Here is a 23,567-nt window from a genome sequence, read left to right on the forward strand (position 1 = left end):
AGCGCTGAATCCGTTACCGCGTGCCGTGGATCGCTTGGGGGTCGGTGGCCCGAAGAGCAGGCCCGGCCTTCGTGGCGGAGGAGGACGGGGTCACATAGACCGGGGTGGGGTCGGGTTCGGGGGCGCAGGTCTTGGCGATGAAGCCCTTGCCGGTTGGGAGGCTGCCGTCCCGCAGGTAGGCGGTGAAGGTGTCGTCCAGGCAGGCGTTGCCGTGGAAGAGGATCTCGTGGAAGCTGCCGCCGTTCTGGACGACCAACTTGGAGCCGGGCAACGCCTTGTGCATCGCGACAGCGCCCGGGTAGGGGGTGGCGGCGTCCTCCGTGGCCTGGAAGAGCAGGACGGGCGGCAAGCCCTTACCGGTGATCTTCAGCCGGCCGGCCTGGTCGCCCTGGTAGGGCCAGAACATGCAGGCAGCGTTGTACCACATGTTGTTATAGGTGTAGAAGGGCGCGATGGCGTTGACCTTGGCCTGGTCCCTCTTCCAGAACTCCCAGTCGCGCGGCCAGTTGTTCTCGGTGCACTGGACCGCGTTGTACGCCGGGAACGTTCCGTCGTCGGCGCCCGGGGCCGTGTAGCGGTTGTAGGCGATGTTCAGCGGGCGGGTGTCGTTCTTGGCGAGGTAGGCCGACAGCACGGTCGCCATCCGCGGCCAGCGCAGGAAGTTGTAGCCGCCACCGTAGAAGGTGTCCTCGAACTCAGCGGGGCCGATCTTGCCAGGGGCCGGGGCGGCATCCACCGGATCGGTCCGCAGCGCGGCTTCGACCCGGAGGTATGCCTTCTCGACGGCGGCCGCGTCGGTGCCCAGGTGGTAGACGGAGTCGGCCTTGGCGGTCCACGCCGCGAAGGCGTCGAACCGGCGCTGGTGCTCCTTGTCCTGCAGGATGTTGTGGTCGTACCAGTCGATGGTCGGGCCGACGATGCTGTCCAGCACCATCCGGCGCACGTGCGAGGGGAAGAGCTGGCCGTATGTCGAGCCCAGCGAGGTACCCCACGAGCCACCGTAGAAGTTGATCTTCTGGACACCAAGCGCCCGCCGAATGCTGTCCATGTCGCGCGCGTTGTCGACGGTGGTCATGTGCGGCAGGAACCAGCTCCAGTTCGCGGCGCAGTCGGCGGCGTACTTGGCCGCCTTCTCCAGCCACACCTTCGAGGTGCCTTGGGCGACTTGATAGTCCGGCCGCTCGCCGTCGAAGTAGTGCGGGTCGCAGGTGACGTGTGGGGCGCTGGCGTTGGTGCCGCGCGGGTCGAAGCCGATCCAGTCGTAGGTCGAGGCGACGTCGTGCGGGATCTTTCCGGAGATGTAGCCGGGCATCCACAGGCCCGAGTCGCCGGGACCGCCGGGGTTCAGCAGGATCGGGCCCTGCCGCTTGCCCTTGGGGGCGGTGGCCGGGAGCCGGTTCACCTTGATCTTGATCTTGGTTCCGTTTGGGTGCGCATAGTTCAGCGGCACTTCGAGCATGGCGCACTGCAACGCGGGGGTGGTCGTGTCGTGGCAGGAGCTCCACGCGAGCTTCCTTTCACCGACGCCCTCGGGTGCTGACCGGGAGGTAGAGGCAGGCGTAACACCCGCTGTCATCCCGCCGATTGCGGCGACGGCCGCTATCAAGGCCGTGACTCTTCTCATGGAGGAAGTATGTGACATGTACAATGTCATACTTGGGCGTGATGACCCGTGCGTTACCGAACTGTGACCACAGCGAGGTCGGGAGGCTGTTCCGGAATGGCGCCGGTGCGCCACCGCCCACCGGCAGGCGGCGCCGCACCGGCGCGCCCGGCGGTCGCGGTCGAGGACGTGCGTACACGGCCGGGCGCAAGAACTCGCCGCGATCTCGCCCTTGTCGCCCTTCGGCGGGCGGCCGCCCCTGAAGCCGAGCCTGTGGCTCCGACTTGGACCGGTGTACGCCTCAGGCCCCGGGGTTCCCGGGGGCCTGATGGTCGGAGGTGGTCGTGGAGGCGGGAGCACCCTCGGGCCGGGGTGGCAGCAGCGGGCCGCAGTCCCACTGCTGGAAGATCAACCGGGTCTCGACGCGCGCCACTTCGGACCGCGAGGTGAACCCGTCGAGGACCAGCCGCTGAAGATCCGCCATGTCCGCGACCGCGACATGGACGAGATAGTCGTCGGGCCCGGTCAGATGGAAGACAGTAATGGACTCCGGTAGCGCCCGGATCCGCTCCACGAACGGCCCCACCAACTCCCGCCGATGCGGCCTGACCTGCACGGACAGCAGTGCCTGCAGGCCCCGGCCCAGCTTCGCCGGGTCCAGCCGCAGCTGATGGCCGAGAATCACTCCCGAGCGGCGCAGCCTGGTCACCCGGTCCAGGCAGGTCGAAGGCGCGACACCGACCTGCGCGGCGAGATCGCGGTACGTCATCCGTGCGTCGTTCTGCAGCAGCCGTAGCAGATGGAGATCCACCGGATCGAGTACGACAGAATCGGCCATGTGCCGAACGTAACACGAGCTCCGGCCATCCGACCCCGCTCGGTGTTCAGACTCCTGGGCATGGACTCCGGCAGCTTTGACGCATATGACGTACCGGCCGACCCGCAGGGAACCGGCCAATCTCCCGACGGCACCGGTCGTCGTGTCCCGGGCGTGCCCGCATCCCGGGCGCTCGCCACCGAGGCGGTGCACGCCGGGCGGGACGACCTCGCGCGGCAAGGGGTGCACGCCCCGCCGATCGACCTGTCCACGACCTACCCCTCGTACGACAGCCGGGGCGAGGCCGCCCGGATAGACGCCTTCGCGACCGACGGTGGCGAACCGGAGGGCCCGCCCGTCTACGGCCGCCTCGGCAACCCGACCGTCGCCCGCTTCGAGACCGCCCTCGCGCGTCTTGAGGGCACCGAGAGCGCGGTTGCGTTCGCCACCGGGATGGCCGCGCTGAGCGCCGTGCTGCTCGTACGCAGCGCAATGGGCCTGCGCCATGTCGTCGCCGTACGACCGCTGTACGGATGCAGCGATCACCTGCTCACCGCAGGGCTGCTGGGCTCCGAGGTGACCTGGGTCGACCCGGCGGGCATCGCGGACGCGCTGCGCCCCGACACCGGCCTGGTGATGGTCGAAAGCCCGGCCAACCCGACCCTCGCCGAACTCGATCTGAGAGCCGTCGCGCACGCCTGCGGTTCCATCCCGCTGCTCGCCGACAACACCTTCGCCACCCCCGTGCTGCAACGCCCCGCCGAGCAGGGAGCCCGTCTCGTCCTGCACAGCGCCACCAAGTACCTGGGCGGCCACGGAGACGTCATGGGCGGCGTGGTGGCCTGCGACGAGGAGTTCGCCGGGCGGCTACGCCAGGTGCGGTTCGCCACGGGCGGAGTGCTGCATCCGCTCGCGGGCTATCTGCTGCTCCGTGGTCTGTCGACGCTGCCCGTACGGGTCCGAGCCGCGTCCTCGACCGCGGCGGAGCTGGCCGGCCGGCTCGCCGCCGACCCCCGCGTCACCCGCGTCCACTACCCGCGCATCGGAGGCGCCATGGTCGCCTTCGAGGTAGCCGGCGACCCCCACGACGTCATCGCGGGCGTCCGACTGATCACCCCGGCCGTGAGCCTCGGCAGCGTCGACACCCTCATCCAGCACCCCGCGTCCATCAGCCACCGCATCGTGGACGCCGACGACCGCCGCGGCGCGGGAGTCAGCGACCGGCTGCTGCGGCTCTCGGTGGGGTTGGAGGACGTGGAGGACCTGTGGGCCGACCTCGACCGGGCGTTGGGGGCGGCGCCGGAACCGGGCAGGGTCCTCCGGGAAGCGGCGGTCGCGGACAGGTAGAACCGCAGACGACGACCGGGCCAGCCGGTGACGTACCCGCTTTCACGGACGTGATGGCCCGCTTGCGCGTTCCCCGCCGCCGCGGAAGGCCGCGGAGCCGGCCGGACGTGGTCCTGGCGGACAAGGCGTACTCCTCCCGCGCCATCCGCGACCACCTGCGCAAACGCGGCATCCGGACGGTGATCCCGATCCCGGCCGCCTACGTTCCCGGGCCAGCCGTTTCGTACGCCCCCGCGTGCCGGCGACGCCGTCATCCGTGTCAAACGACCTGCCACGGACACCGGGAACCCCTCCGACCCGGTACCGTCCCCTCACCACCGGGGGGAGTCATGTCGGACTCCCGGGTGGGTCAGCGGTTGGCGAGGTGCGAGTTTGCTGAACCGGTGATGCGGCTCCCGTCGGGCGCGGCCCAAGTACTCCTCGCCGCGGACGGGGTGGTGACATGCTGTGCCGTTCGGTGGCACGCTCGAGTGCCGACTTGCAGCGCGTGATCGACCGGATGGTGGGAATCGATGGCATCGTGCGGGCCTCGACGGCGATCACGTTGGAGAATCCGGTGCCGCTCCGGAACACTCCACTGGTGCGCCAGGCGTCGCGGCAGGCGCCGTATGGACCGCTGGAGGACCGGCCCTGAGGGAGGGACCGAGAAGTGACCTTCTGGGAGTACGTGGGCACCCGCTGCCAGCAGCTACTGGTGGACGCCTATCAGCACGCCGGCGCCGTCTTCCCGTGCAGGGTCGTCGCCACGGTGCTCGGGGGCTTGACCGGCCTCCTCACCTACCGCACCGAGTGGGCGGGAAACCTCGCGATCACCATGACCGCAAGCATCCTCACCGTCCCCTCCCTGACTCTCCTCGGCCTGCCCGTCCCGGTCGTCGGCCTCGGCGTCGCGCCGGCCGTCATCGCGCTGACGCTGTACGGACTGCTGCCGGTGGTCCGTAACGCGGTCGTCGGGTTGCGCGGAGTCGACCCGGCTCCCGTCGAGGCCGCCAAGGGCAGAGGGATGTCGCCGCTGCTGATGCTGTTCCGGGCCGAACTGCCCCTGGTCGTCCCGCTGATCCTGGCGGGCGTATGGACCGCGCTCGTGCTCAACGTCGGCACCGCGACGCCGGCCGCCTTCGGCGTAGGAGGAGGACTCGGCGACCCGGGCTCCTCCGGCATCACCAACCAGCGCATGCCTGTGCTGGTGCTCGGCTTCGTACTGACGGTCGCCATGGCACTGATCATGGACTGGCTGAGGACACTCGTCGGGTTGCTGCTACGCCCACGCGGACTGGAGGTGGACTGATGCGCCTGGCCCAGTTACGGACGGCCGTCGCGGGCGCGGGCGCCCTGCTGCTCGCCGCCGCAGGCCTGAGCGGCTGCGGACTGACCAGCGGAAGCCCGCTGGCCGACTCGGTGCAGCCCGGCTCCATCGGGAAGGGGCGACCGCTGAAGGGCGCCCAACTGACCGTGACATCAAAGGAGTTCACCGAGCAGATCATCCTGGGTCAGATCATGGGGCTGGTCTTCAAAGCGGCCGGCGCGGAAGTCGTGGACCGGACGAACATCCAGGGCTCGATCGGTGCCCGCGAGGCGGTCAAGTCCGGTGCGGCGGACGGGATGTACGAGTACACCGGCACGGCCTGGATCACCTACCTCGGTCACACCAAGCGGGTCGTCGACCCGTACGAGCAGTGGGAGGCCGTACGCGAGGAGGACCGCCGCAACGGCATCACCTGGCTGTCCGCCGCCCCGCTCAACAACACCTACGCGCTGGTCGCGAACCAGGCGAATGCGCAGAAGTACCGGCTGCGCACACTCTCCGACGTGGCACGTCTGACGAAGAAAGACCCGGGCGCGGCGACGATCTGCGGCGGAAGCGAGTTCTCGGTGCGCGAGGACGGCCTGCCGGGCGTGGCGAAGACGTACGGATTTGCCCTCCGGCGCGGGAACTTCAAAAAGATGGACGACGGCGTCGTCTACACCCAGGTCGCCGAGGGCGCGGCCTGCGCCCTCGGAGTGGCGGCCACCACCGACGGCCGCATTCCCGAACTCAAGCTGAAGGTGCTGGAGGACGACCGGCACTTCTTCCCCAACTACAACGCGGCACCCGAGATGAACAGCGCCACAATGAGGAAGTACCCCGCCATCGCCGACCTCCTCACCCCGATCACCAAGCGGCTCACGGGGGCGGAGGCCCAGCGGCTGAACGCGCGGGTGGACGTGGACGGGGAGGACCCGCACGAGGTGGCGAAGGACTGGCTGGTGCGGGAGGGCTTCATCCGGGAAGGCTGACAGACGGATTCGCACGAGCGTCCGACGAGCAGGAGGAGAGCGCCCGGCCGCTCGCGTAGACGCTGCCGTCCGGAGGGCCCGGGACACCATGATCCGAACGACGCGCCCTGGGGCGTCTTGCGAAAGTGGGCCTGCCGGAAAAGCGTTTGACGCTAGTCGGCGTCCGGCGGTCGGATGACGTGCCATGAGCACAGGGCACATGCATCCCGGGATGCATCCCGTCGACGAGGACCTTGTACGGCGGCTGATCACTGGGCAGTTTCCGCAGTGGGCGGCGCTGGCGTTGGAGCGGCTTCCGTCCGGCGGCACGGTCAACGCCATGTACCGGCTGGGCGACGACATGGTCGTACGGCTTCCGCTGGTGAAGGGCGGGGCCAACGACGTATCGATGGAACGAACGTGGCTGCCCCGACTCGCGCCCCACCTGCCCCACCCCATTCCTGAGGTGCTCGGAGCCGGGCGGCCCGCCGAGGGTTATCCGTGGCCGTGGTCGGTGTACCGGTGGCTCGCGGGAGAGAATCCCGAGGCGGGTGCGCTGAGCGACCCGGTCGTGCTGGCCGAGGATCTGGCCGAATTCGTGGCGGCGATGCGGAGCATCAGCCTGCCCGGGGCGCCGCAAGCCCACCGTGGCGGGCCGGTTGCCTCGCTCGATGCGGCGACCCGGGCAGCGATCGAGGAACTGCGCGGGCTCCCCCAGGAGGGCGTCGACTGTGCTGCCGCTGCCGCTGTGTGGGAGGAGACGCTGCGGGCCCCGGGCTGGGACGGCCCGCCGGTGTGGCTGCATGCCGATCTCATGCCGGGCAATGTGCTGGTGGAAGGTGGCAGGCTGACCTCGGTGATCGACTTCGGGTGCCTGGGGGCGGGTGATCCGGCGTGCGATCTGTTCCCGGCGTGGAATCTGCTGCCGGCCGGGGCGAGGGACGTCTTCCGGGAGGCGCTGGGTGTGGACGACGCGACCTGGATCCGCGGCCGGGGGCGGACGCTTTCGCAGGCACTGATCGCGCTGCCGTACTACCGGAGGACGAACCCGGTGATGACGCGCAATGCCCGGCATGTGATCCGGACGGTGCTGGACGAAGGCTGAGACGCCCCACTTCGCGTGAGAGGGCCGAGCTGGTCACAGCCATTCGCAGCGCAACCGTCGGCCGCCGCGACGGAACCACGATCCGGGGCTGCAGGTGCGCATCTCACCGCCACCTCAAGCGAAGACTGCCACACCCTGGTCCGTAGGCGCCGCTCAACCCTCCAAGCGCTCTGATCAGGAGCGCCCCGTGCCTGAAGAGCTCACAGGCTGCCAAGCACCGTGAGTACGTCGTACGCCGTTCGTGCTGTCACCCGCAGACGCACGGCAAGCCCTGCGGCGGGGCGCGATACCGGCAGGAGGGATCACAGGCGAAAGCCGGCATTGCGGCCGAGCCGGCGAAAGCTGCTTCCCTCCACTACGTGGAGGTTCCGCACCCCGATACGGGTTGTCAGCCGCGTCCGGTGAACTTCTCTCCGACGTTGAGCCGACGCAGGTTGGCGAGGACCTGCGGGTCCTGCGCATCGAGCCAGTCGCACAGCTGGCGGAAGGAGACCATCCGGACGTCCTTGTACCTTCCGCCTCCGATGTGCTTGATCGTCTCCTCGACGGCGTCCATGTAGATGCCACCGTTCCACTGCTCGAAGTGGTTGCCGACGAAGAAGGGCGCCCGGTTGGTCTCGTAGGCCCGCTGGAAGCCGGCGACGTAGGCGTCGGTCGCCTGCTTGCGCCAGCCCGGGTAGTTGGCCGGCGGGCCCTTGGTGGAGTTCTGGGACTGGTTGAACATCATGTTGTAGTCCATCGAGAGGACTCCGAGCGGGCGTCCGGCGAACGGGATCGTCTGGAGCGGGAAGTCCCACAAGCCCTGCTTCTTGGTGGGCCAGACCTGGAGGCCGCCGGGGGAGCTGGCGTCGTACCGCCAGCCGCGCTTCTTCGCTGTCGGCAGCAGGTTTTCCTGGCCCAGCAGGCACGGTGTACGGCCGCCGACCAGTTCCTTGGTGTAGTCGAACGGGAGCGGTTCGAGGTCGGTGAAGCCGGTGTTGGTCCGCCATTTGGTGACGAAGTCCATGGCCTGCTCGATCTCGGAGTCCCACTGGGCGGGGGTCCAGAACTTGACCGACCCCCGGTCGGCCGGCGTGTCGCCGCAGAAGTGGCCGTTGAAGTGCGTGCCTATCTCATGGCCCTCCAGCCACGCCGCGCGCACGTTCTTCAGCGTCATCTTGATGTGCTCGTCGGTGAGGTAGGGGATGGCGGAGGCGCCGACGGGGTTGTTCGGCGGCCGATACAGGCGCTTCTTCGACTCGGGCAGCAGATACAACCCGGAGAGGAAGAAGGTCATCGAGGCGTTGTGGTCGCGGGCGAGCTTGCGGAACCGCGGGAAGAGGCCGTTGCCCACCTCGCCCGCCCCGTCCCAGGAGAAGACCACGAACTGGGGCGGCTTCTGTCCCGGCTCCAGCCGCTCCGGCTTGGGCGGCTGCTTCGGCTGCTTGCCGGTGTAGCTGGTCGAGCCGTCACCAATCGGCTTGCTCTTCGCCGTCTTTCCCGGCTCGGTTCCGACCTTGCCGGAGGCCGACGATCCGGAGGATGAGCAGCCGGCGACGGAGAGCGCGGCCGCCGCTCCTATCCCGAGTCCACATATCCCCCGGCGGCTGAATTCACGCATAACGGTGCCATCGCATTCATTCGACGTTCTGGTAAATGGGGCGCCCAGAGAGGTGGGACACCCGATAAGAGTGGGAGCCGGATACTGGGGTTCCGATTCGGCCCCGAGAAGGAGAAGTCTCAACGGAGGGACGCGGGTCGCGTACGCTCCGAAGTCATTGGAGGGTCCCCGGGAGCTTTCCCCCGCCGGAAGCCGTTCCGGGAACGCATGCCACGATGTTTGTGGTCGGCGCTCCGCAGACTGCCGGCGGCACCCCTGCCTCCAGGAACGGGCCCCGCAGCCCCCGCCCCATTCCCGTTTTCGCGGCCCTCCTGGCGCGACCGTCGGTGCCCGACGTCATGTTCTGCATTTCGTGCTCCCCCGTTCGACGTGCGGGGCAGAAGGCTGAAGACCTCAGCGGCCCTCAACCCACACCCTTGGACGCACCTGACTCTCACGGAGATCGCTAGCGAACCAATAACGCCTCACTAACACCCGTGGTGTCACCAGCACTCAGTCAAGGGTGTACGCCTCGTAGCGGACGGCCTCGGGGGTACGGGCGCCCGAGGCTACGGCCAGGGTGCGGTTCAGCCACCGGTAGCGCTCGTCCCCGGTCTCGAAGCGGCAGAAGAGCCGGAAGTAGTAATCGGCAGGGTCCACCGCCTCTCCGGCGGCCAACCTCCGGAGAACCTCGGGTTTGCCGTGGCGTACGCCGCTGGTGGAGAGGTAGAGATGTGCGCCGTCGTGAGTGCGCAGCGTGGAGCGGGTATCGATGCTGGCCATGCCGTCGTCGGGGTGCAGCACCTGCCAGTCCGCGCCGCCCGGCAGGATCACCCCGGACAGTCGGGGCCCTTCGAATGTCCCGCCGACGATGTTGATCACTCGGCGGCGGCCCCAGTGCGAGTCGCCGAGGTCGAGGATCGGGTCCAGTCTCACCTCGAAGACGGCGAGGCTCCGCAGGTTCACCGCACGCTCCACGACGCGCGCTCGTTGAGCAGGCTCGGGTCGAAACCTGCGGTGCGCTTGTACGAAGCGGCGATCTCCGCGCGCTCCGCGAGCGGGACGACCTGCTCGATGTCCTTGAAGCCCTCGGGAGCCCGCTCTTGGGCGAGCCTCAGGACGACGTCGGGCCCCTGGCGCCGGTTGGCGAGTTGGAGCGCGGTGGTGGCGGGTCTGCGGATGTCCTCGTACGCGGTGGCGGTGCCGGTCGTGGCGAGCGAGTGGGCGAGTACCCGGGCGTCGATGATCGCTTGGGACGCTCCGTTGGAGCCGACGGGGTACATGGCATGCGCGGCGTCGCCCAGGAGGACGACGTCATCCCTTGTCCAGTACGGCAAGGGATCGCGGTCCACCATCGGGTACTCGAAGGCTGCCCCGGCTCCCGCGATGATTCCCGGCACGTCCAGCCAGTCGAACGTCCAGTCGCAGAAGTGCTCCACGACTGTGGCCAGGTCGGCGGGGCGGTTCCACTTTCCGCGCTCAGGCGGTTCGCCGTCCAGCGGCCGCTCGGCGATCCAGTTGATCAGCCGTCCGTCCCCGATCGGGTAGGCGACGAATTTCTGTGTGCCGTCTCCGGCCATGATCATGGACCGGCCGGTCAGGAACGGTTCGCCGTAGGTCGTGCCGCGCCACAGCATGAGCCCGTTCCATGGCGGTGCCCCTTCACCGGGGAAGAGCGCGGCTCTGACGGCCGAGTGGATGCCGTCGGCGCCGACGAGCAGGTCGGAGTCGTGGCGCAGGCCGGTGATCCGGCTCCCGGTTCGGACGGAGTGTGCACCCAGGCGCTCGCGAACGGCGTCCAGCAGCAGCAGTTGCAGCCTACCCCGGTGCACCGAGTACTGCGGCCACCGGTAGCCGGCGCCGAGCCCGCGCGGTTCGGACCAGATCGCCTGCCCGTACCGGTTGAAGTACGCCAGCTCGGCGGTGGGGACACCGATCGCGGCCAGCCGGTCGCCCAGGCCGAGCTCGGTCAACTCTCTTACCGCGTGCGGGAGGAGGTTGATCCCGACGCCGAGCGGACGGATCTCCTGGGCCGCTTCGTGTATGACGATCTCGTCGAGTCCGGCCGCATGCAGGCTGAGTGCGGTGGCGAGCCCGCCGATACCTCCTCCTGCGATCGTGATCCGCACAGCACCCCTCCCGCGACGATTGTTATGGCCGTAACAATCTCGCGGCGAGCCTCCATGCGCAAGACTCTGTCCGTGGACCGACCAGATCTCAGATACGCCGCCTACGCTCGCGACCGACTGGCGGGCATGCCCTCACCGGCCGACCCGGAGGCATTCGCGCTCGCCTACCACCTGCTCCACCTGTCCTACCTGGTCGTCGCCGACCTGGAGAGCCACATCCACCGCCCGCGCGGCTGGACGCTCCCCGGCTTCCGGCTGATGTTCAAGCTCTGGCTGCTGGGCCCCACCCAGCCCGCCAGGCTCGCCGAGATCTCGGCGATGTCCCGCTCCGCGGTCACCAACGCCATCAACACCCTCGAACGGGAAGGCCTGGTCGAACGCCGGCCAGTCCCCGACGACCGGCGCGCGGTCGCCGCCGGCCTCACCGCCATGGGCGAGAAAGCCGTCCGGGAGGCGTTCGCCGAGCAGACCCGCCGCGAGCAGCAGTGGTTCGCCACCCTCGACGCCGAGGAACGGGCCACCCTCACCGACCTGCTCACCCGTGTCCTGGCCGCGCGCCCCGAGGACGCCGACTAGGGCCCGTCCGGCGGATCAGGCCGCATCAGGGGGCTTGCGCACCGCATGGCCGCGAGTTGAAGGACCGACGGATTGCATGAGCTGCTCGTACTCCACAACTTGGTTGGAGTGCCTGGCCTGTGTTCGCATGGTGGCGATGCTCTCCAACGAACCTTCCGCAGACTTCAAGGCGCGGGTACCGGCGAGCCGTGCCGGCCAGGACAGTCCGGCCTCGGACAACCAGGGCCCGGACGAGTCGTCGGCCCAGGGCGGCGAAGAGCCGGACGCCTCGTCGCCTCAGGGCAACACCGTCGGCGTCGGCTCCGGTACAGACACCAGCAGCGCCACGGTCGCCGACACCGCCAACACCGCCATTACCGCCGTCACCGACAACGGCACCGACTCGGGCCCCGGCGCTGACGTCGGCACCAGTACCACCGCTACTGCCACCGCAGCCGACGCAGGCACTGACCACTCGATCAACGGCGACGACAAGGAGCACCCGCGGGCCGGGCGCAAGCCGCGTCGGATCGTGCGGAGGACCGCGAAGGTGGCCGTCGCGCTGGCCGTCGTTCTTGCGATTCTTGCGCTCGGTGACCGGTGGGCCGTGCTCTACGCGGAGAACCTGGCAGCGCAGCAGGTGCAGAAGGCGCTGAAGCTACGCGCCGAGCCCGAAGTGCACATCGACAGCTTCCCGTTCATCGGGCAGGTGCTCGCGGGCAACGTCGACCACGTCGAGGTCAACGTCCCCGATGTCGACGCCGGGCCGGTCTCCGTCGCCCAGGTGAAGGGGACGGTGGACGACATCCGGATCGTCGGCAGCCTGCCGTCCTCGGTCAAGGGTGCGGTGCTGAACCGGGTGCGCGGTGACATCCTCCTGGACTTCAAGGACCTGAACCGCGAAGTCGGCGCGTCGCAGGTCCACTTGATGCCCGGCCCCGAGAAGAACACGGTGCTGGCCGGCGGCGACGTGCCGGTGGGCGACAAGCAGGCCCAGATCCGGGGGCGTGCGCAGTTGCAGCGCACCGGGGACCGCGGCCTGCGCATGACCGTGCAGGACACGCGCGTGGTGGTGCCCGGCCTGCTCACGTACGTACCGGGCAAGGGCGGTGGCTTGCAGCTGACTGCACCCGTCGCCGACAAGATGGACGAGGGCGAGCTGCAGCAGGCGACCGGGAAGCACGTCGTTCCGCAGCAGATGATGAAGGGCCGCGTGCTGGACACGCTCGTGGACCATCCGTCGCTGCTCAGGCCCACCGGCATCGATCCCTCACTCGTCCAAGGCCTACAGAAACTCCGGGAGCCGAAGGTCGCGCAGCAGATGGAGTTCTCCGCGCAGCTTCCGGACAACCTGCCGGGCGACATTCGGCTGCGCGACATCTCCGTGACGAAGAACGGCATTCGGGCGCAGCTGACCGGTAAGGAGATACCCGTGGGCCAGGTCGTGTCCGCGAAGTCAGGGCAGCCGGAGTCGTAAGCAGGCGGTGGTGCCCAGGGCTTCGTAGCGGCGCCCATGAGTGATTCCGCAGGTCGTCGGTTCCGGCCCGTCCGCGCGGACGGGCCGGAACCGCCTAGCGGTCACACTCCGATGAAGCTCACCGTTTCTGTCATGGCCGCGCGCCCGGTACGCAGCCGTGGCGCGCCTTCCTTCTCGAATCCCACCGCGACACCGCAGAACAGTGCGAGCCCGTCATCGGCTCCGACTATCTGGCTGACGGTCTTGCGATACATCGTCCACATCACCTGGGAGCAGCTGTGCAGCCCTTCCGCCCTCAGCAACAGCATGACCGTCTGTAAGTACATCCCAGCGTCCCCCCACTGCCCGGGCCCCATCGTCCGGTCGAGGTAGCAAAACAGCACGACCGGCGCCCCGAACGCCTCCGAGTTCAAGGCGGCGATCTTCGTGGACCTGTCGGGATCTTCGCGCTCGACTCCCATCGCCTTGTACCACTGGACAGCCGCGGCGGAACGACGATCCAAATACGGCGAAGTCAGCTCGGCCGGGTACATCGGATACTCCCGCTCATCACCCGGGTCTCCCGCCAGCGCCCTGGCCGTCGCGCGCCTCTTCAGCTCGGCCAAGGGCTCGCCGGTCACGACATACACATGCCACGGCTGGAGGTTCCCACTCGACGGAGCCCGCGCCGCTGTCGCCAGCACTCGCTCAAGTACCTCTTTGGACACCGGCTCATCGCTGAACGCCCGCACAGACCGGCGACTGTCCACCGCTTCATACACATCCACGTCTTCTCGTCCTCTCACTCAACGACAACCACCTCTCTACCCTCTTCAGCACGCACACGGACTTCATCGGGGGCTCCTGCTGCTGCTGGTGGTGGGGGCCGTCTTCCGTGCAGATCGTCTGTCAGCGGGCGACTTCGAGTTTCGTCAGGACGAGCAGGGCGCACAGGAGCTGGGGGGCGCGAGCAGGGGCGGTGCGGAGTTCGGTGAGTATCCGCCGGTTCTTCAGGTCGGCGAAGCCACGATCGGGTCGAGTCTGCGGACCGTCGACGCAAACTCGCCATAGAGCGACCGCTGTTGATGCCGAAGGGCGGTTCCTGCCTGGAACCGGACCACTGTGTCGCAGCCCTGAGACGCCTGGCGGCCCGCTCTCTTGGCGACCCTCCACTCTCAGGGGCGGAGGGGTCGCCAACAGAAGACACACGAACAACACCTGCTCAGCTCGCGCCTTCAGCGTGCCCAGCCGTACTCGCCCTCCACTGGACTGCAGTCATCCGCCAGATGACGTCGATCCCCACTCCGCCAGGAGCGGAGGGCCCTTCAGGTGCTTGCCTGCGTTCCACCTCAGCGAATCCCAAGCGGCGGGCGACGGCTCCGCTGGCAGGGTTGGCGGCATCGTGATGGATCTCTATGCGGTCGATGCCCGCCAGCTGGAATCCTTGGCCGACGAGCGCCGCCGTGGCCATCGTGGCCAGACCCCGCCCGGTCCAACGAGGGTGAAGCCAGTAACCGATGTCGAGTCCGCCCGCACCGATGCGTCGCATGAGGCCGCACGCACCGATCAGCACAGCACCTGATGTGATCGCGTAGTCAAAGGCCTGCTTGGTCTCCCACTCTTCCTGTTTCCGCGTGAGGAAGTCAGCGGTCTGTTGTCTACCCGGGTCGGCTGCCCAGGGCATCCACGGCACCAGGTGGTCCAAAGACTCGTAGATCGCTCGCTCCAAGGCATCAAGATCGCCCATGCGCCATCGGTGCAATCCAACCTGGTCAGAACTGAGACTCTCGGCAGGCTTCTCCATGCACCGGATGGTCTCGCGGTCCAGCCGAGGCCGACAACGCATTATCGCCTGCCGGTACGTCAAGACTCCTCAGCCACTGGTGCTGTCGTTTCTCGTGAACATCTACCGAGGCCCTGATCCTCCGTCCTTCCAGTGCCGACGCCTCCGCGGCGAGACGGCTGACCACGATCACCGACGCCCCCATAGCCCCTAGAAGCACCAGGGCATCACCGATGCTGCCGCTGAGCGTGAAGTGCGCACCGGTCAGCAACGCGGCGCCGACGGTGGCGACAAGTACACCCGCCACGCTGCGGCGGGTGACGGCTTCCTTGATGAAGACGACGCCCATCACCAGCACCATTGCGGATTGCAGCCCGTCCAGGAGTGCGGCATCCGCCGCACCGGTGCGCTGCAGTCCGAGATCGAGCGCGCCGTAAGCCACCACCGGCTCCAGCAACCCGAGAAAAAGACAGTGGCGCAGCGGTACGGTCCTGCGGGGACGCATGCGCAGCATGGCGATCCACAGTGCGGCCGCAGCAGTGCCGACCTCGATGAAGAGGGTGGTGAATGCGCCGATCCCGTCCACGGCATATTTCGCTACAGCGGTAGCCACACCCCAGCTTCCCGCAGCGGCAATCAAGGCCCCATAAGGCCGTAAGCGATGCAATTCAACTCCAAGGGCGATCTTGCGGTGAAGCCGGAGGGGTCCATTCTCCCTTTCTCCCCGGATGCCGAAGAAAAGAGACGGAGCGGCCGCGCACCCGGTGGCCGTGATCACGATCCTGATCAATCACGATCCTTAAGGTCAACACGCGGAACCGTCAAGGGGGTTGGCATTGCAGCCACACCTCCTTAAGACACTCCCCTTTGGGTATCCGAGGCCACATCTGTCACGATTTACGAATGCCTAGACAGCAAAGACCCGCCAGAGCCGATCCGGCGTACTACGGAATCCGTACGGTCGCTCCGCCAAGGCAATTCCGATATCACGCTTGTTCGGCCGTCCCGCCGCAACGGCGTTGAACTTCGGAATCAGTTGAAAGCGGGGCTGCGCAGCCAGTGAGTCCACAGCCGGGCCGGAACGTGCACCAGATGCGCGCGGATGGTGGCGGTCATCGCCTTGGCGTGCACGGCGCCGGCCAGGGCGCCGTCGGCGCGCAGCAGGTTGCGGCTCATGGCTCACAGGGTCAGCCAGGCCCTCAGTACACGTAGACGTACTGTTTCAGCACATTGATCGAAGGCGACGGATCGGCTCTTAGTGGTGCCGCTGGGGTGCACCCAACGCGACAGATATGTCGCAGGCGTGGGGCCCATCTGGATGTGCACCGAGGCTAACGATTACTTTGCCGATCCGGGGTTTTTGCGCTGGTTGGCATTGAAGCGCGCTTTCTTCCGACGATTCCCGCACGTGTTCATGTCACACCATCTGCGGGTGCGACTTTGACTGGTGTCGAAGAAGGCGGCTTGGCAGGTTGGCGATGCGCACAAGGCCAATTTTCCGTCTCGTTCGCCCGCGATGATGCTGATCGCGTCGGCGGCGATCACGCCTAGGGCATCTTCTACGCAGGAAGCCGAGCTGAGTCGCCATCGCCGATTGCTCTCAGGCGTCAGGACAGCCGCGGCCCGACCCTGAATGCTGCAGTCATTGATGACTAGCACAGCAGACGCAGGGAGAGCGTCTTGGCTCGCGGCCGCTGTCAAGGCGGCGTGAATTGATTCCCTCAGTTCCCAAGCGAGTTCGAGCTGGGCGGTAGTGCAGGACTCCACGGCGAGGCCGTTCACTGCCAGCCAGTCGACGAATCGCTGCGGCGTGGGAATGCGTTCCACGGCGTTGCCACGACGCTCCGTCAAGGTCGCCGTGAAGCTGGTCGCCAGCACCTTGCCGAGACGGAAGTCAGGGAACCGAGCACGCATGGAACCACCTTAGCGGGTTGCGCACCGGCCTCGAGACACGCTAGAACCGTCTTAGCCGGTTCGCGACGGTCCAGGCCGGTTCCACGAGGACCAGGAGGTCTCATGCCCAGCGACGTGCAAGCATTTGAAGCCCACGCAACTGACGCTGACCTCGACGATCTGCGCGCGCGACTGGCCACGGCGCGGCTACCGGAGGCCGAGACGGTCCATCGCGCCGGGCCCGACCCTGGTCGATGGGAACAGGGCGTTCCTCTCGCCGACCTCGTCGATGTCGTGAACTACTGGCGCACCGAGTACAACTGGCGCTCGTTCGAAGAGCGCCTTAACAAGATCGGCCAGTTCCGCACGACCATTGACGATCTGGGAATCCACTTCCTGCACCGCCGATCCGCGCGTGCAGATGCCACTCCTCTGGTCTTGACGCACGGCTGGCCGGGCAGCATTGCTGAGTTCATCGATGTAGTAGACGAGCTGGCAGATCCGAAAGATGCAGACGCGCCAGCTTTCCACGTCGTGGTCCCGTCACTACCAGGCTTTGGTTACAGCGACAAGCCGGCCACCATCGGGTGGGGAACCGAAAAGATCGCGGCCGCATGGGTGGAACTGATGGGAAGGCTCGGCTACAGCAAGTTCGTAGCCCACGGCGGCGACTGGGGAGGAAATATCACCACAGTTCTCGGCGGCAGGTTCCCGGCGCACGTTCTCGGCATCCACACATTGTTCGCGGAGGCGCCGCCCGGGTTGACAACGGACGGGCTGACAGCGGTCGAGCGCAAGTGGACCGAGGAAACCCGCGATTTCTGGCGCCACCGCGCGGCGTACGCGAAGCAGCAGGCGACCCGACCGCAGACCATCGGCTACTCGCTCGTCGACTCACCGGTCGGGCTTCTTGCCTGGATCCTTGACAAGTTCGCCGAGTGGTCAGATACCGAAGATAGCCCGTTCGAGACGATTTCCAGAGACAGGATTCTTGACGACGTCACCCTGTATTGGCTGACGCGGACCGGCGCGTCGGCGGCCCGCATTTACTACGAAAGCCACAACTCGCTGGACCCGGAACTTCGGGTCGACGTCCCGTCAGCAATCAGTATGTATCCCCGCGACATCGAGAAGTGTCCGCGTCCCTGGGCACAGGAGCGGTACCGACAGATCGTCCGATGGAGGTCGCCCGAAAGCGGGGGTCATTTCCCTTCGCTGGAGGTTCCCGAGTATTTCGTCAAGGACCTGCAAGAAGGCCTCGCGGCAGTGCTGGCCGCTAATCGGTGAACGCGGCTGGCTCTGCGCCCGAATCACCGGCTGACGATCTGGCGGTGTGAGCTGACGGTGTGTGAGGTAATTCGGCGAGAGCCGCCGATTCCGGGCAGGGATCAGCCGCCGGCCTGCACCGGCTCTTCCATAGGTTCGCACCGACCCCCAGTTGAACGCGTTCAAAAAGCAGGACTACGCTGATGCCGAGCGAAGCCGAGGGGGTTCGATGAAGGTAGTGCTGCCCGGGGGAACCGGACAGGTAGGCACGATTCTCGCCCGCGCGATGACGGCGGCCGGACACGAGGTCACGGTAGTGACCCGAAGTCCCGTGCGGGCGCACGACATCGGCTGGGACGGGCTCACGCTCGGCCGCTGGGCTGCGGCGATCGACGGCTGCGATGTCGTGATCAACCTGGCCGGGCGCAGCGTCTCCTGCCGTTACACCGCCGAGAACCTGCAAGCCATGATGGACTCCCGGGTGGATTCGGCGCGGGTGGTCGGCGAGGCGATCGCCGCCGCCGCGCGGCCACCGCGCGTCTGGCTGCAGATGAGTACGGCGACGGTCTACGCGCACCGCTTCGACGCGGCACACGACGAGGCGACCGGGGTGATCGGCGGCTCGGAGGCCGGGGTGCCGGACTACTGGGCGTACAGCGTCGACATCGCGCAGAACTGGGAGCGAGCGCAGGCCGAGGCCCCGACGCCCGCGACCCGCAAGGTGGCGCTGCGTTCGGCGATGGTCATGAGCCCGGATCGGGGCGGTGTGTTCGACGTCCTGTCTCGGCTGACGCGACTCGGACTGGGCGGTCCGGTGGCCGGCGGCGCGCAGTACGTCTCCTGGATCCATGACGAGGACTTCGTGCGAGCGGTGGAGTTCCTGATCGCCCGGGACGACATCGAGGGGCCGGTGAACCTCGCCTCGCCCGGCCCCCTTCCACACCGCGACTTCATGCGGGCACTGCGCACGGCCTGGGGCGTCCCGGTAGGACTGCCAGCGACGCGCTGGATGGCCGAGTTGGGGGCGTTCGCGCTGCGCTCGGACACGGAGCTGCTGCTCAAGAGCCGTCGGGTAGTGCCAGGGCGGTTGCGCGCGGCCGGGTTCGCCTTCGCGCATCCCGAGTGGGAGAGGGCCGCTACGTCCCTCGTACAGCGGACCAGGCTGGTTCGTGCGGCATCGGGTCGGGCCCGTGGATCGAACAGCCACAGCCACCCTGTGTAGGCGACCACAAGAAGTGGACCAGAGCCGCTACGTCCCGCCACTCGGGATAGCTGTAAGCGCCGGGCTGTCCAGCAGGAGCATGCCCGTCTCCAGCAGGGCCGTCGGGCACGCCGTGTGGCTCCGGAGGATGGAGGAACAGGGCGGCGGGCCGGGTCCTGTGGGTCTTCCGCGGCCGGATAGTCTGGGCCCGTCAGCGAAGATCGCACAAGGGCGGAGCACATGGCAGACATCATGGAGACGGCGGCGCGGAAGGTCTTCGACCGCTACGACATCGACGGGGATGGCCTGGTCACCGCAGACGAATACCGGAAGGTCGTGGCGGAGTTGGAGGGCTCGGAGATCACCGAGTCGGAAGCCCAAGGCCTGATCGACTCGCTCGACACGAACGGCGATGGCCAGATGTCCTTCGAGGAGTTCTGGGCGGCCATGAAGGGCTGACGCTGCAGGGTCCGGCACGTGAACGTGCCGCAGGTGGTGTGGCCATTCCGCCATCGCGTGGATCGTGGCCGACTCAGAACGAGGCCACGCCCGTGTTCCGGCAAGGTCTCCGGCCTGAGAAGGACTGCAAGGGCCAGGAGCGGAGCCGTGCGGACCGGTAGGCCGTCGGCGGCTGCCAGCGGCACGGTGGGCCGGACCTTCGCAAGGACGACGCCGGTCACGGGCTCGCGGCGCACGGGGACGTACAAACCCCAGTCGGCATCACCGGCGGTGAGCCAGTCCCCGACCCACGGGCCCGGGTCGGTCGAGAGCTCACAGCCACCGAGCAGGCTGCCCACCGGACTCGGCAGCAGATGAACAGCACCGGATCGCACGGTGCGTGGAATCCGGCCGTGACAGACCCACTCTCGCTCTTCACCAGCGAGGCTCGGCCGCTGGCACCCCATCTGTGCGGAGCGCGCCTCGGTCGGCGACGGCGGAGGGCCACCTGTAGAAGGCCGGCGCAACGCCCGCTCGATTCCCGCCAGCTTCACTTCGCCTGATCCGGGTGGCGGACACCTACCGCTGCCACGGCGTCGGCGCCACGCTCGTGCAGTCACTCGCCGACGGATTCGGGTGCCAGGTGCCGATGCGTCCGGGTCAAGCCCGGTCAGTGACGCGGGCCGACGCCTCGTACGCCGACTCTCCCCCGACGACATCTGGTCAGCTGACCCACCGGCAGGCCTCCGTGACCGCACCCCACCTGGACTCCAAGATCGATTGTCAGTGGTGGGTGAGAAGGTAGGAGCATCGAGTCGGAAAAAGGGGGAGCAGTTATGTCCGGAAACCAGAACTACATCAATCACGTTGCTCTTGTGTTGGATGCCAGTTCGTCCATGTCACACCTGAGCCGCAAGGTCGTCGAAGTCGCCGACCAGCAGATTGCATATCTGGCCCGCCGATCGAAAGAACTCGACCAGGAAACCCGCGTTACGGTGTACGTCTTCGCAGACAAGGTGGAGTGCGTCATCTACGACAAGGACGTGCTGCGCATGCCGTCCCTGAAGCAGCTGTACCGGGTCGGTGGAATGACGGCTCTACTGGCGGCCACGCTGAAGTCGCAGCGGGAGCTGGCGCAGACGGCTCAACTTTACGGCGACCACAGCTTCCTGACGTTCGTCCTGACGGATGGACAGGAGAACGCAAGCCATCGCTGCCTGGATGCCCCCACCAGGGATCCACGTGAACTGGTGCAGGCCGTGGCCGAGATGATGAAGACGCAGGAGGACAACTGGACGCTGGCCGTCCTTGTGCCGGACCAGATGGGCAAGCGCGAGGCCATGCAAGGCGGTTTCCCGAAGGACAACATCGCCATCTGGGATGCCACGAGCACACAGGGTCTGGAGGAGGCCGGTCAGGTCATCCAGCAGGCAACCGAGAACTTTATGGTGGGCCGCGCCCAGGGCATCCGGGGATCACGGGCGGTGTTCTCCACGGGCGCCGAAGCCGTCAACAAGGACACCATAAAGGCAGCCGGGCTCACTCCTGTGGATCCGTCCGAGTACCAGCTGATTCCGGTGGCTCGAGAAGCGGCGATCCGGGACTGGGTCATTGAATGCGGGCACACTTACCGTACCGGTTGTGCGTTCTATCAGCTGAGTAAGTCGGAGAAGGTCCAGGCGCGAAAGCAGATTGCAGTGCTGGAGAAGAAGACAGACCGGGTGTACACGGGGCCGGAGGCCCGAGCCCTGCTCGGCCTGCCGGCCATGGAAGTTCGCGTCAAGCCGGACCACAACGACGACTTCACAATCTTTGTGCAGAGCACCAGCGTGAACCGGAAGCTGGTCCCGCACACGCGGCTACTGCTTATGATCTGACGCCTTAGAAGCCCCGCCGGTCCGACCGGCGGGGCTCTTCGCATGCAGCTCGCCGCCTGCGCCGGCTGCGTTGCCAGCGGCGACGCGAGCCTCGCGGGCAAGTCCGGCCTGGACCTCGACCAGTACGGCGGACCAGCTCGCATTGGTCGCGAACCCCCGACTCTCAGGGACCTTCGCCGCCCGGCACGGTCCAGGACTCGGACAGATATCGCTCTCAGTCCACCAAAGTACTAGCTGAGCAGCCCCGGAAGGAGGCGGCCCAGCAGTCGGGCGAAGAGGGCGTCCCGCTCGGCGGGGCTGCCTGACGGGGGCGGCCCGGCGGTGGCCAGTGCGGCGAGCAGGTGCGGATGGCGTCCCTCGGCGGCGACGTCGGCGAGGTAGGCCGCCTGCGCGGGCGGCGCCGTGGCGGTGATCTGTTGGCGGGCGAAGAGTGTGGCGAGGCCGCCGACGAGGCCGATCGTCTCCAGCTTCTGCTGGCTGGAGCCGGGCGCCTGGGCCAGTACCGCGAGGGCATGGTCGAGGTAGTCGACCGCGTGCGGTCCGATCGCATTGCCCCGCTGGGCGTTCAGGTCGAGCAGCCAAGGGTGGCGCACGTAGGCGGCTTTGGTCTGGAGGGCGAGGCCGACGAGGTCATCGATCCAGTCGCCGCTGGGCGCGGCGGTAAGGTCGATCTCTCCCGCGACCGCGTCTGCCATCAGGTCCAGCAGGTCGTGACGGCTGGCCACATACCGGTAGAGCGAAGCGGGCCCGGTGCCCAGACTCTGTGCGAGAGCGCGCATCGAAACGGCGGCCAGGCCCTCGGCATCGGCCAGGGCGACGGCGGCGGTGGTGATCTGACGACGGCTCCGCTCGGGCGCGGGTCCGCGCGCGCCGCGCTCGGGGCGCGACCACACAGTGCGTCGGGGCTCAGGTTCGCTCACACTGCCCGCCACCTTTCCTTGCCACGGAGTCCTGGACTGGCTGTAGCCTAATACTGCGAACGCTGATCGCAGTAATTTGACCCATCGAGGGAGTCGGCATGACCTGGACCGAACGCCGTTTTGCCCGCAATGACACTGTCGAGCTCGCCTACGATCGGCTCCAGGAGGGCGCGGGGGGCGAGCCGCTGCTTCTGGTGATGGGCCTCGCGGTGTCTCGGCACTGGTGGCCCCGGGAGCTGTGCGCGGCTTTCGCCCACGCCGGCTTCGCCGTCGCGCGTTACGACCAGCGCGACGCGGGTGACTCCACGCGTCTGGCGGGGAACGCTTCTCCGAGCAACCCCTTCGCCTCGCTGGCCGGCCGCCGCAGCGCGGCCTACACCGCCGAGGACATGGCCGACGACGCCATCGCGGTCATGGATGCGCTCGGCTGGAAGTCGGCCCACCTCTTCGGGCACTCGCTCGGCGGCGTCGCGGCTCAGCGCATCGCGCTACGCCACCCGGACCGGGTCCGCACCCTCACCTCGTCCGCAGCACTGCCCAGCGACGTCGGTGGCCTGGGCGCGTTCCGCCATCTCCGCTTGGGCACCCTCACCAAGTTCGCCCGGGTCAAGCCCGCACACAATCGGCAGGAAAGGATCGCGACCGGGCTCGCGGTCGCGCGCCTCTGCGCGTCGCCCGGCTATCCCTTCGACGAGGCGGAGGCGTTGGAGCGGATCACCGCCGACGTGGATACCGGCATTACCGACGCGAAGGCCCAGTCCCGCCAAATCGGCGCGAAGTGGCACGGCCCGTCCCTGGCAGAGCTGCGCGTCCCGACGCTGGTGCTGCACGGCACCGACGATCCCCTGCTCAAGCCCTCCGCAGCCCGCGCCACGGCCGCAGCGATCCGAGACGCACGCTTGGTCCTCCAACCGGGCGTAGGCCATGACATCCCACGCGAGCGGCACATCGCCGTCGCCAGCGAAGTGCGGGTGTTGGCGGACCAGGCTTCCCAAGCCAGTTGAACCCATCCGTCCACGGCAACGGCAGTGACCTGATCCGCCACCGCCGCTCACCAAATAGGACGATGTCTTAGGAGAGCCAACGTGACATCACGCGCCGCGGGCCGGTCGATGTCGCCTGACGAACGAATACCTCGTCGCCGCTGGGCGCTGCGACCTGTCCGTCGATGCCCTGCGTGCGCCGGCCCGAGGGGCGGCCCGCGCTGCGCTGCTCGACGACTCCCGCCGAACGCACATCCTTGACGAGATCGACAGGTGCGGCGTGAGCGAGAACAGCGAGCAGGCCGAGCAGGCCGAGCAGGAAGGAACGGCCTGCCCCCACTACGGCAACGGGCCGAGCG

23 protein-coding genes and 1 pseudogene are annotated in these 23,567 nt (G+C 67.7%); 13 read left to right on the forward strand and 11 right to left on the reverse strand.

Annotation, left to right across the window (positions count from 1 at the left end; all coding sequences use genetic code 11):
• Positions 1 to 13 precede the first annotated feature (13 nt).
• Both BKA18_RS00910 and BKA18_RS00915 read right to left on the reverse strand, forming a co-directional pair.
• Entirely contained in the window at positions 14 to 1,459 is a 1,446-nt protein-coding gene (locus tag BKA18_RS00910; protein ID WP_366043656.1) for an alpha/beta hydrolase, read from the reverse strand.
• Positions 1,460 to 1,904: 445 nt separating this feature from the next.
• On the reverse strand, positions 1,905 to 2,441 hold the full coding sequence (locus tag BKA18_RS00915; protein WP_366043657.1) for an Lrp/AsnC family transcriptional regulator: 537 nt from the start codon (positions 2,439 to 2,441) through the stop codon (positions 1,905 to 1,907).
• Between the two features lie 60 nt (positions 2,442 to 2,501).
• Between BKA18_RS00915 and BKA18_RS00920 the strand changes: the two genes are divergently transcribed.
• The 6 genes and pseudogenes from BKA18_RS00920 (at position 2,502) to BKA18_RS00945 (ending at position 7,128) form a co-directional block, all read left to right on the forward strand.
• On the forward strand, positions 2,502 to 3,767 hold the full coding sequence (locus BKA18_RS00920; RefSeq protein WP_366043658.1) for a trans-sulfuration enzyme family protein: 1,266 nt from the start codon (positions 2,502 to 2,504) through the stop codon (positions 3,765 to 3,767).
• The gene (locus tag BKA18_RS00925; protein ID WP_429638083.1) at positions 3,686 to 4,258 is read left to right on the forward strand and encodes a transposase; all 573 of its coding nucleotides are present in this window, start codon (positions 3,686 to 3,688) and stop codon (positions 4,256 to 4,258) included. Before BKA18_RS00920 ends, BKA18_RS00925 begins: the two co-directional genes overlap by 82 nt.
• Positions 4,204 to 4,401 (forward strand): annotated as a pseudogene (locus tag BKA18_RS00930) (Lrp/AsnC family transcriptional regulator); the annotation flags it as partial. The gene BKA18_RS00925 and the pseudogene BKA18_RS00930, both read left to right, overlap by 55 nt.
• Positions 4,402 to 4,416: 15 nt before the next feature.
• On the forward strand, positions 4,417 to 5,055 hold the full coding sequence (locus BKA18_RS00935; RefSeq protein ID WP_366043659.1) for an ABC transporter permease: 639 nt from the start codon (positions 4,417 to 4,419) through the stop codon (positions 5,053 to 5,055).
• On the forward strand, positions 5,055 to 6,044 hold the full coding sequence (locus BKA18_RS00940; RefSeq protein ID WP_366043660.1) for a glycine betaine ABC transporter substrate-binding protein: 990 nt from the start codon (positions 5,055 to 5,057) through the stop codon (positions 6,042 to 6,044). Before BKA18_RS00935 ends, BKA18_RS00940 begins: the two co-directional genes overlap by 1 nt.
• Positions 6,045 to 6,228: 184 nt before the next feature.
• Positions 6,229 to 7,128, forward strand: coding sequence for an aminoglycoside phosphotransferase family protein (locus tag BKA18_RS00945; protein WP_366043661.1), 900 nt, complete (start codon positions 6,229 to 6,231; stop codon positions 7,126 to 7,128).
• Between the two features lie 388 nt (positions 7,129 to 7,516).
• Here the strand turns inward: BKA18_RS00945 and BKA18_RS00950 are convergent, their stop codons facing one another.
• From BKA18_RS00950 to BKA18_RS00960, 3 genes are all read right to left on the reverse strand, one after another.
• Entirely contained in the window at positions 7,517 to 8,728 is a 1,212-nt protein-coding gene (locus BKA18_RS00950; protein WP_366043662.1) for a polysaccharide deacetylase family protein, read from the reverse strand.
• Positions 8,729 to 9,220: 492 nt separating this feature from the next.
• Entirely contained in the window at positions 9,221 to 9,673 is a 453-nt protein-coding gene (locus BKA18_RS00955; RefSeq protein ID WP_366043663.1) for a DUF3237 domain-containing protein, read from the reverse strand.
• Positions 9,670 to 10,836 carry a flavin-dependent oxidoreductase gene (locus BKA18_RS00960; RefSeq protein WP_366043664.1) on the reverse strand — a complete coding sequence of 389 codons (1,167 nt, stop codon included), beginning with the start codon at positions 10,834 to 10,836 and terminating at the stop codon, positions 9,670 to 9,672. Before BKA18_RS00960 ends, BKA18_RS00955 begins: the two co-directional genes overlap by 4 nt.
• A 72-nt stretch (positions 10,837 to 10,908) precedes the next feature.
• Here BKA18_RS00960 and BKA18_RS00965 point away from each other — a divergent pair, with 72 nt between their 5' ends.
• Together BKA18_RS00965 and BKA18_RS00970 are read left to right on the forward strand one after the other, a co-directional pair.
• Positions 10,909 to 11,412, forward strand: coding sequence for a MarR family winged helix-turn-helix transcriptional regulator (locus tag BKA18_RS00965; RefSeq protein ID WP_366043665.1), 504 nt, complete (start codon positions 10,909 to 10,911; stop codon positions 11,410 to 11,412).
• Between the two features lie 136 nt (positions 11,413 to 11,548).
• Positions 11,549 to 12,868 (forward strand): LmeA family phospholipid-binding protein, encoded by a 1,320-nt coding sequence (locus tag BKA18_RS00970; RefSeq protein ID WP_366043666.1) that lies wholly within the window; start codon positions 11,549 to 11,551, stop codon positions 12,866 to 12,868.
• Between the two features lie 101 nt (positions 12,869 to 12,969).
• On the opposite strand, the gene BKA18_RS00975 is transcribed toward BKA18_RS00970, so the two are convergent.
• The 5 genes from BKA18_RS00975 to BKA18_RS00995 form a co-directional block, all read right to left on the reverse strand.
• Positions 12,970 to 13,635 (reverse strand): nitroreductase, encoded by a 666-nt coding sequence (locus BKA18_RS00975; protein ID WP_006607108.1) that lies wholly within the window; start codon positions 13,633 to 13,635, stop codon positions 12,970 to 12,972.
• A 434-nt stretch (positions 13,636 to 14,069) separates the two neighbouring features.
• On the reverse strand, positions 14,070 to 14,651 hold the full coding sequence (locus BKA18_RS00980) for a GNAT family N-acetyltransferase (protein ID WP_366043667.1): 582 nt from the start codon (positions 14,649 to 14,651) through the stop codon (positions 14,070 to 14,072).
• A complete protein-coding gene (locus BKA18_RS00985) occupies positions 14,620 to 15,420 on the reverse strand; it encodes a DMT family transporter (protein ID WP_366043669.1) in 801 nt (266 codons plus the stop codon). The genes BKA18_RS00980 and BKA18_RS00985 overlap by 32 nt, the downstream gene beginning before the upstream one ends.
• Before the next feature lie 242 nt (positions 15,421 to 15,662).
• Positions 15,663 to 15,806: a hypothetical protein gene (locus BKA18_RS00990; protein WP_366043670.1), complete on the reverse strand. Its 144-nt coding sequence runs from the start codon at positions 15,804 to 15,806 to the stop codon at positions 15,663 to 15,665.
• 162 nt (positions 15,807 to 15,968) lie between these two features.
• Entirely contained in the window at positions 15,969 to 16,544 is a 576-nt protein-coding gene (locus tag BKA18_RS00995) for a CGNR zinc finger domain-containing protein (protein ID WP_366043671.1), read from the reverse strand.
• 102 nt (positions 16,545 to 16,646) lie between these two features.
• On the opposite strand from BKA18_RS00995, the gene BKA18_RS01000 reads away from it, so the two are divergent.
• The 4 genes from BKA18_RS01000 to BKA18_RS01015 all read left to right on the forward strand — a co-directional run bounded on the left by BKA18_RS01000 (position 16,647) and on the right by BKA18_RS01015 (position 21,305).
• Positions 16,647 to 17,810 carry an epoxide hydrolase family protein gene (locus BKA18_RS01000; RefSeq protein ID WP_366043672.1) on the forward strand — a complete coding sequence of 388 codons (1,164 nt, stop codon included), beginning with the start codon at positions 16,647 to 16,649 and terminating at the stop codon, positions 17,808 to 17,810.
• A 208-nt stretch (positions 17,811 to 18,018) separates the two neighbouring features.
• Positions 18,019 to 19,011: a TIGR01777 family oxidoreductase gene (locus tag BKA18_RS01005; RefSeq protein WP_366043673.1), complete on the forward strand. Its 993-nt coding sequence runs from the start codon at positions 18,019 to 18,021 to the stop codon at positions 19,009 to 19,011.
• A 219-nt stretch (positions 19,012 to 19,230) separates the two neighbouring features.
• A complete protein-coding gene (locus BKA18_RS01010; protein WP_366043674.1) occupies positions 19,231 to 19,449 on the forward strand; it encodes an EF-hand domain-containing protein in 219 nt (72 codons plus the stop codon).
• An 815-nt stretch (positions 19,450 to 20,264) separates the two neighbouring features.
• The gene (locus BKA18_RS01015) at positions 20,265 to 21,305 is read left to right on the forward strand and encodes a vWA domain-containing protein (protein ID WP_366043675.1); all 1,041 of its coding nucleotides are present in this window, start codon (positions 20,265 to 20,267) and stop codon (positions 21,303 to 21,305) included.
• Between the two features lie 230 nt (positions 21,306 to 21,535).
• On the opposite strand, the gene BKA18_RS01020 is transcribed toward BKA18_RS01015, so the two are convergent.
• Complete coding sequence (locus tag BKA18_RS01020) at positions 21,536 to 22,225, reverse strand: TetR/AcrR family transcriptional regulator (RefSeq protein ID WP_366043676.1); 690 nt, start codon at positions 22,223 to 22,225, stop codon at positions 21,536 to 21,538.
• A gap of 98 nt (positions 22,226 to 22,323) precedes the next feature.
• Between BKA18_RS01020 and BKA18_RS01025 the strand changes: the two genes are divergently transcribed.
• Positions 22,324 to 23,229, forward strand: coding sequence for an alpha/beta fold hydrolase (locus tag BKA18_RS01025; RefSeq protein WP_366043677.1), 906 nt, complete (start codon positions 22,324 to 22,326; stop codon positions 23,227 to 23,229).
• The last annotated feature ends 338 nt before the right edge of the window (positions 23,230 to 23,567 follow it).

Source organism: Streptomyces auratus, assembly GCF_050433025.1.
In the GTDB taxonomy this organism is placed as follows: Bacteria; Actinomycetota; Actinomycetes; order Streptomycetales; family Streptomycetaceae; genus Streptomyces; species Streptomyces sioyaensis.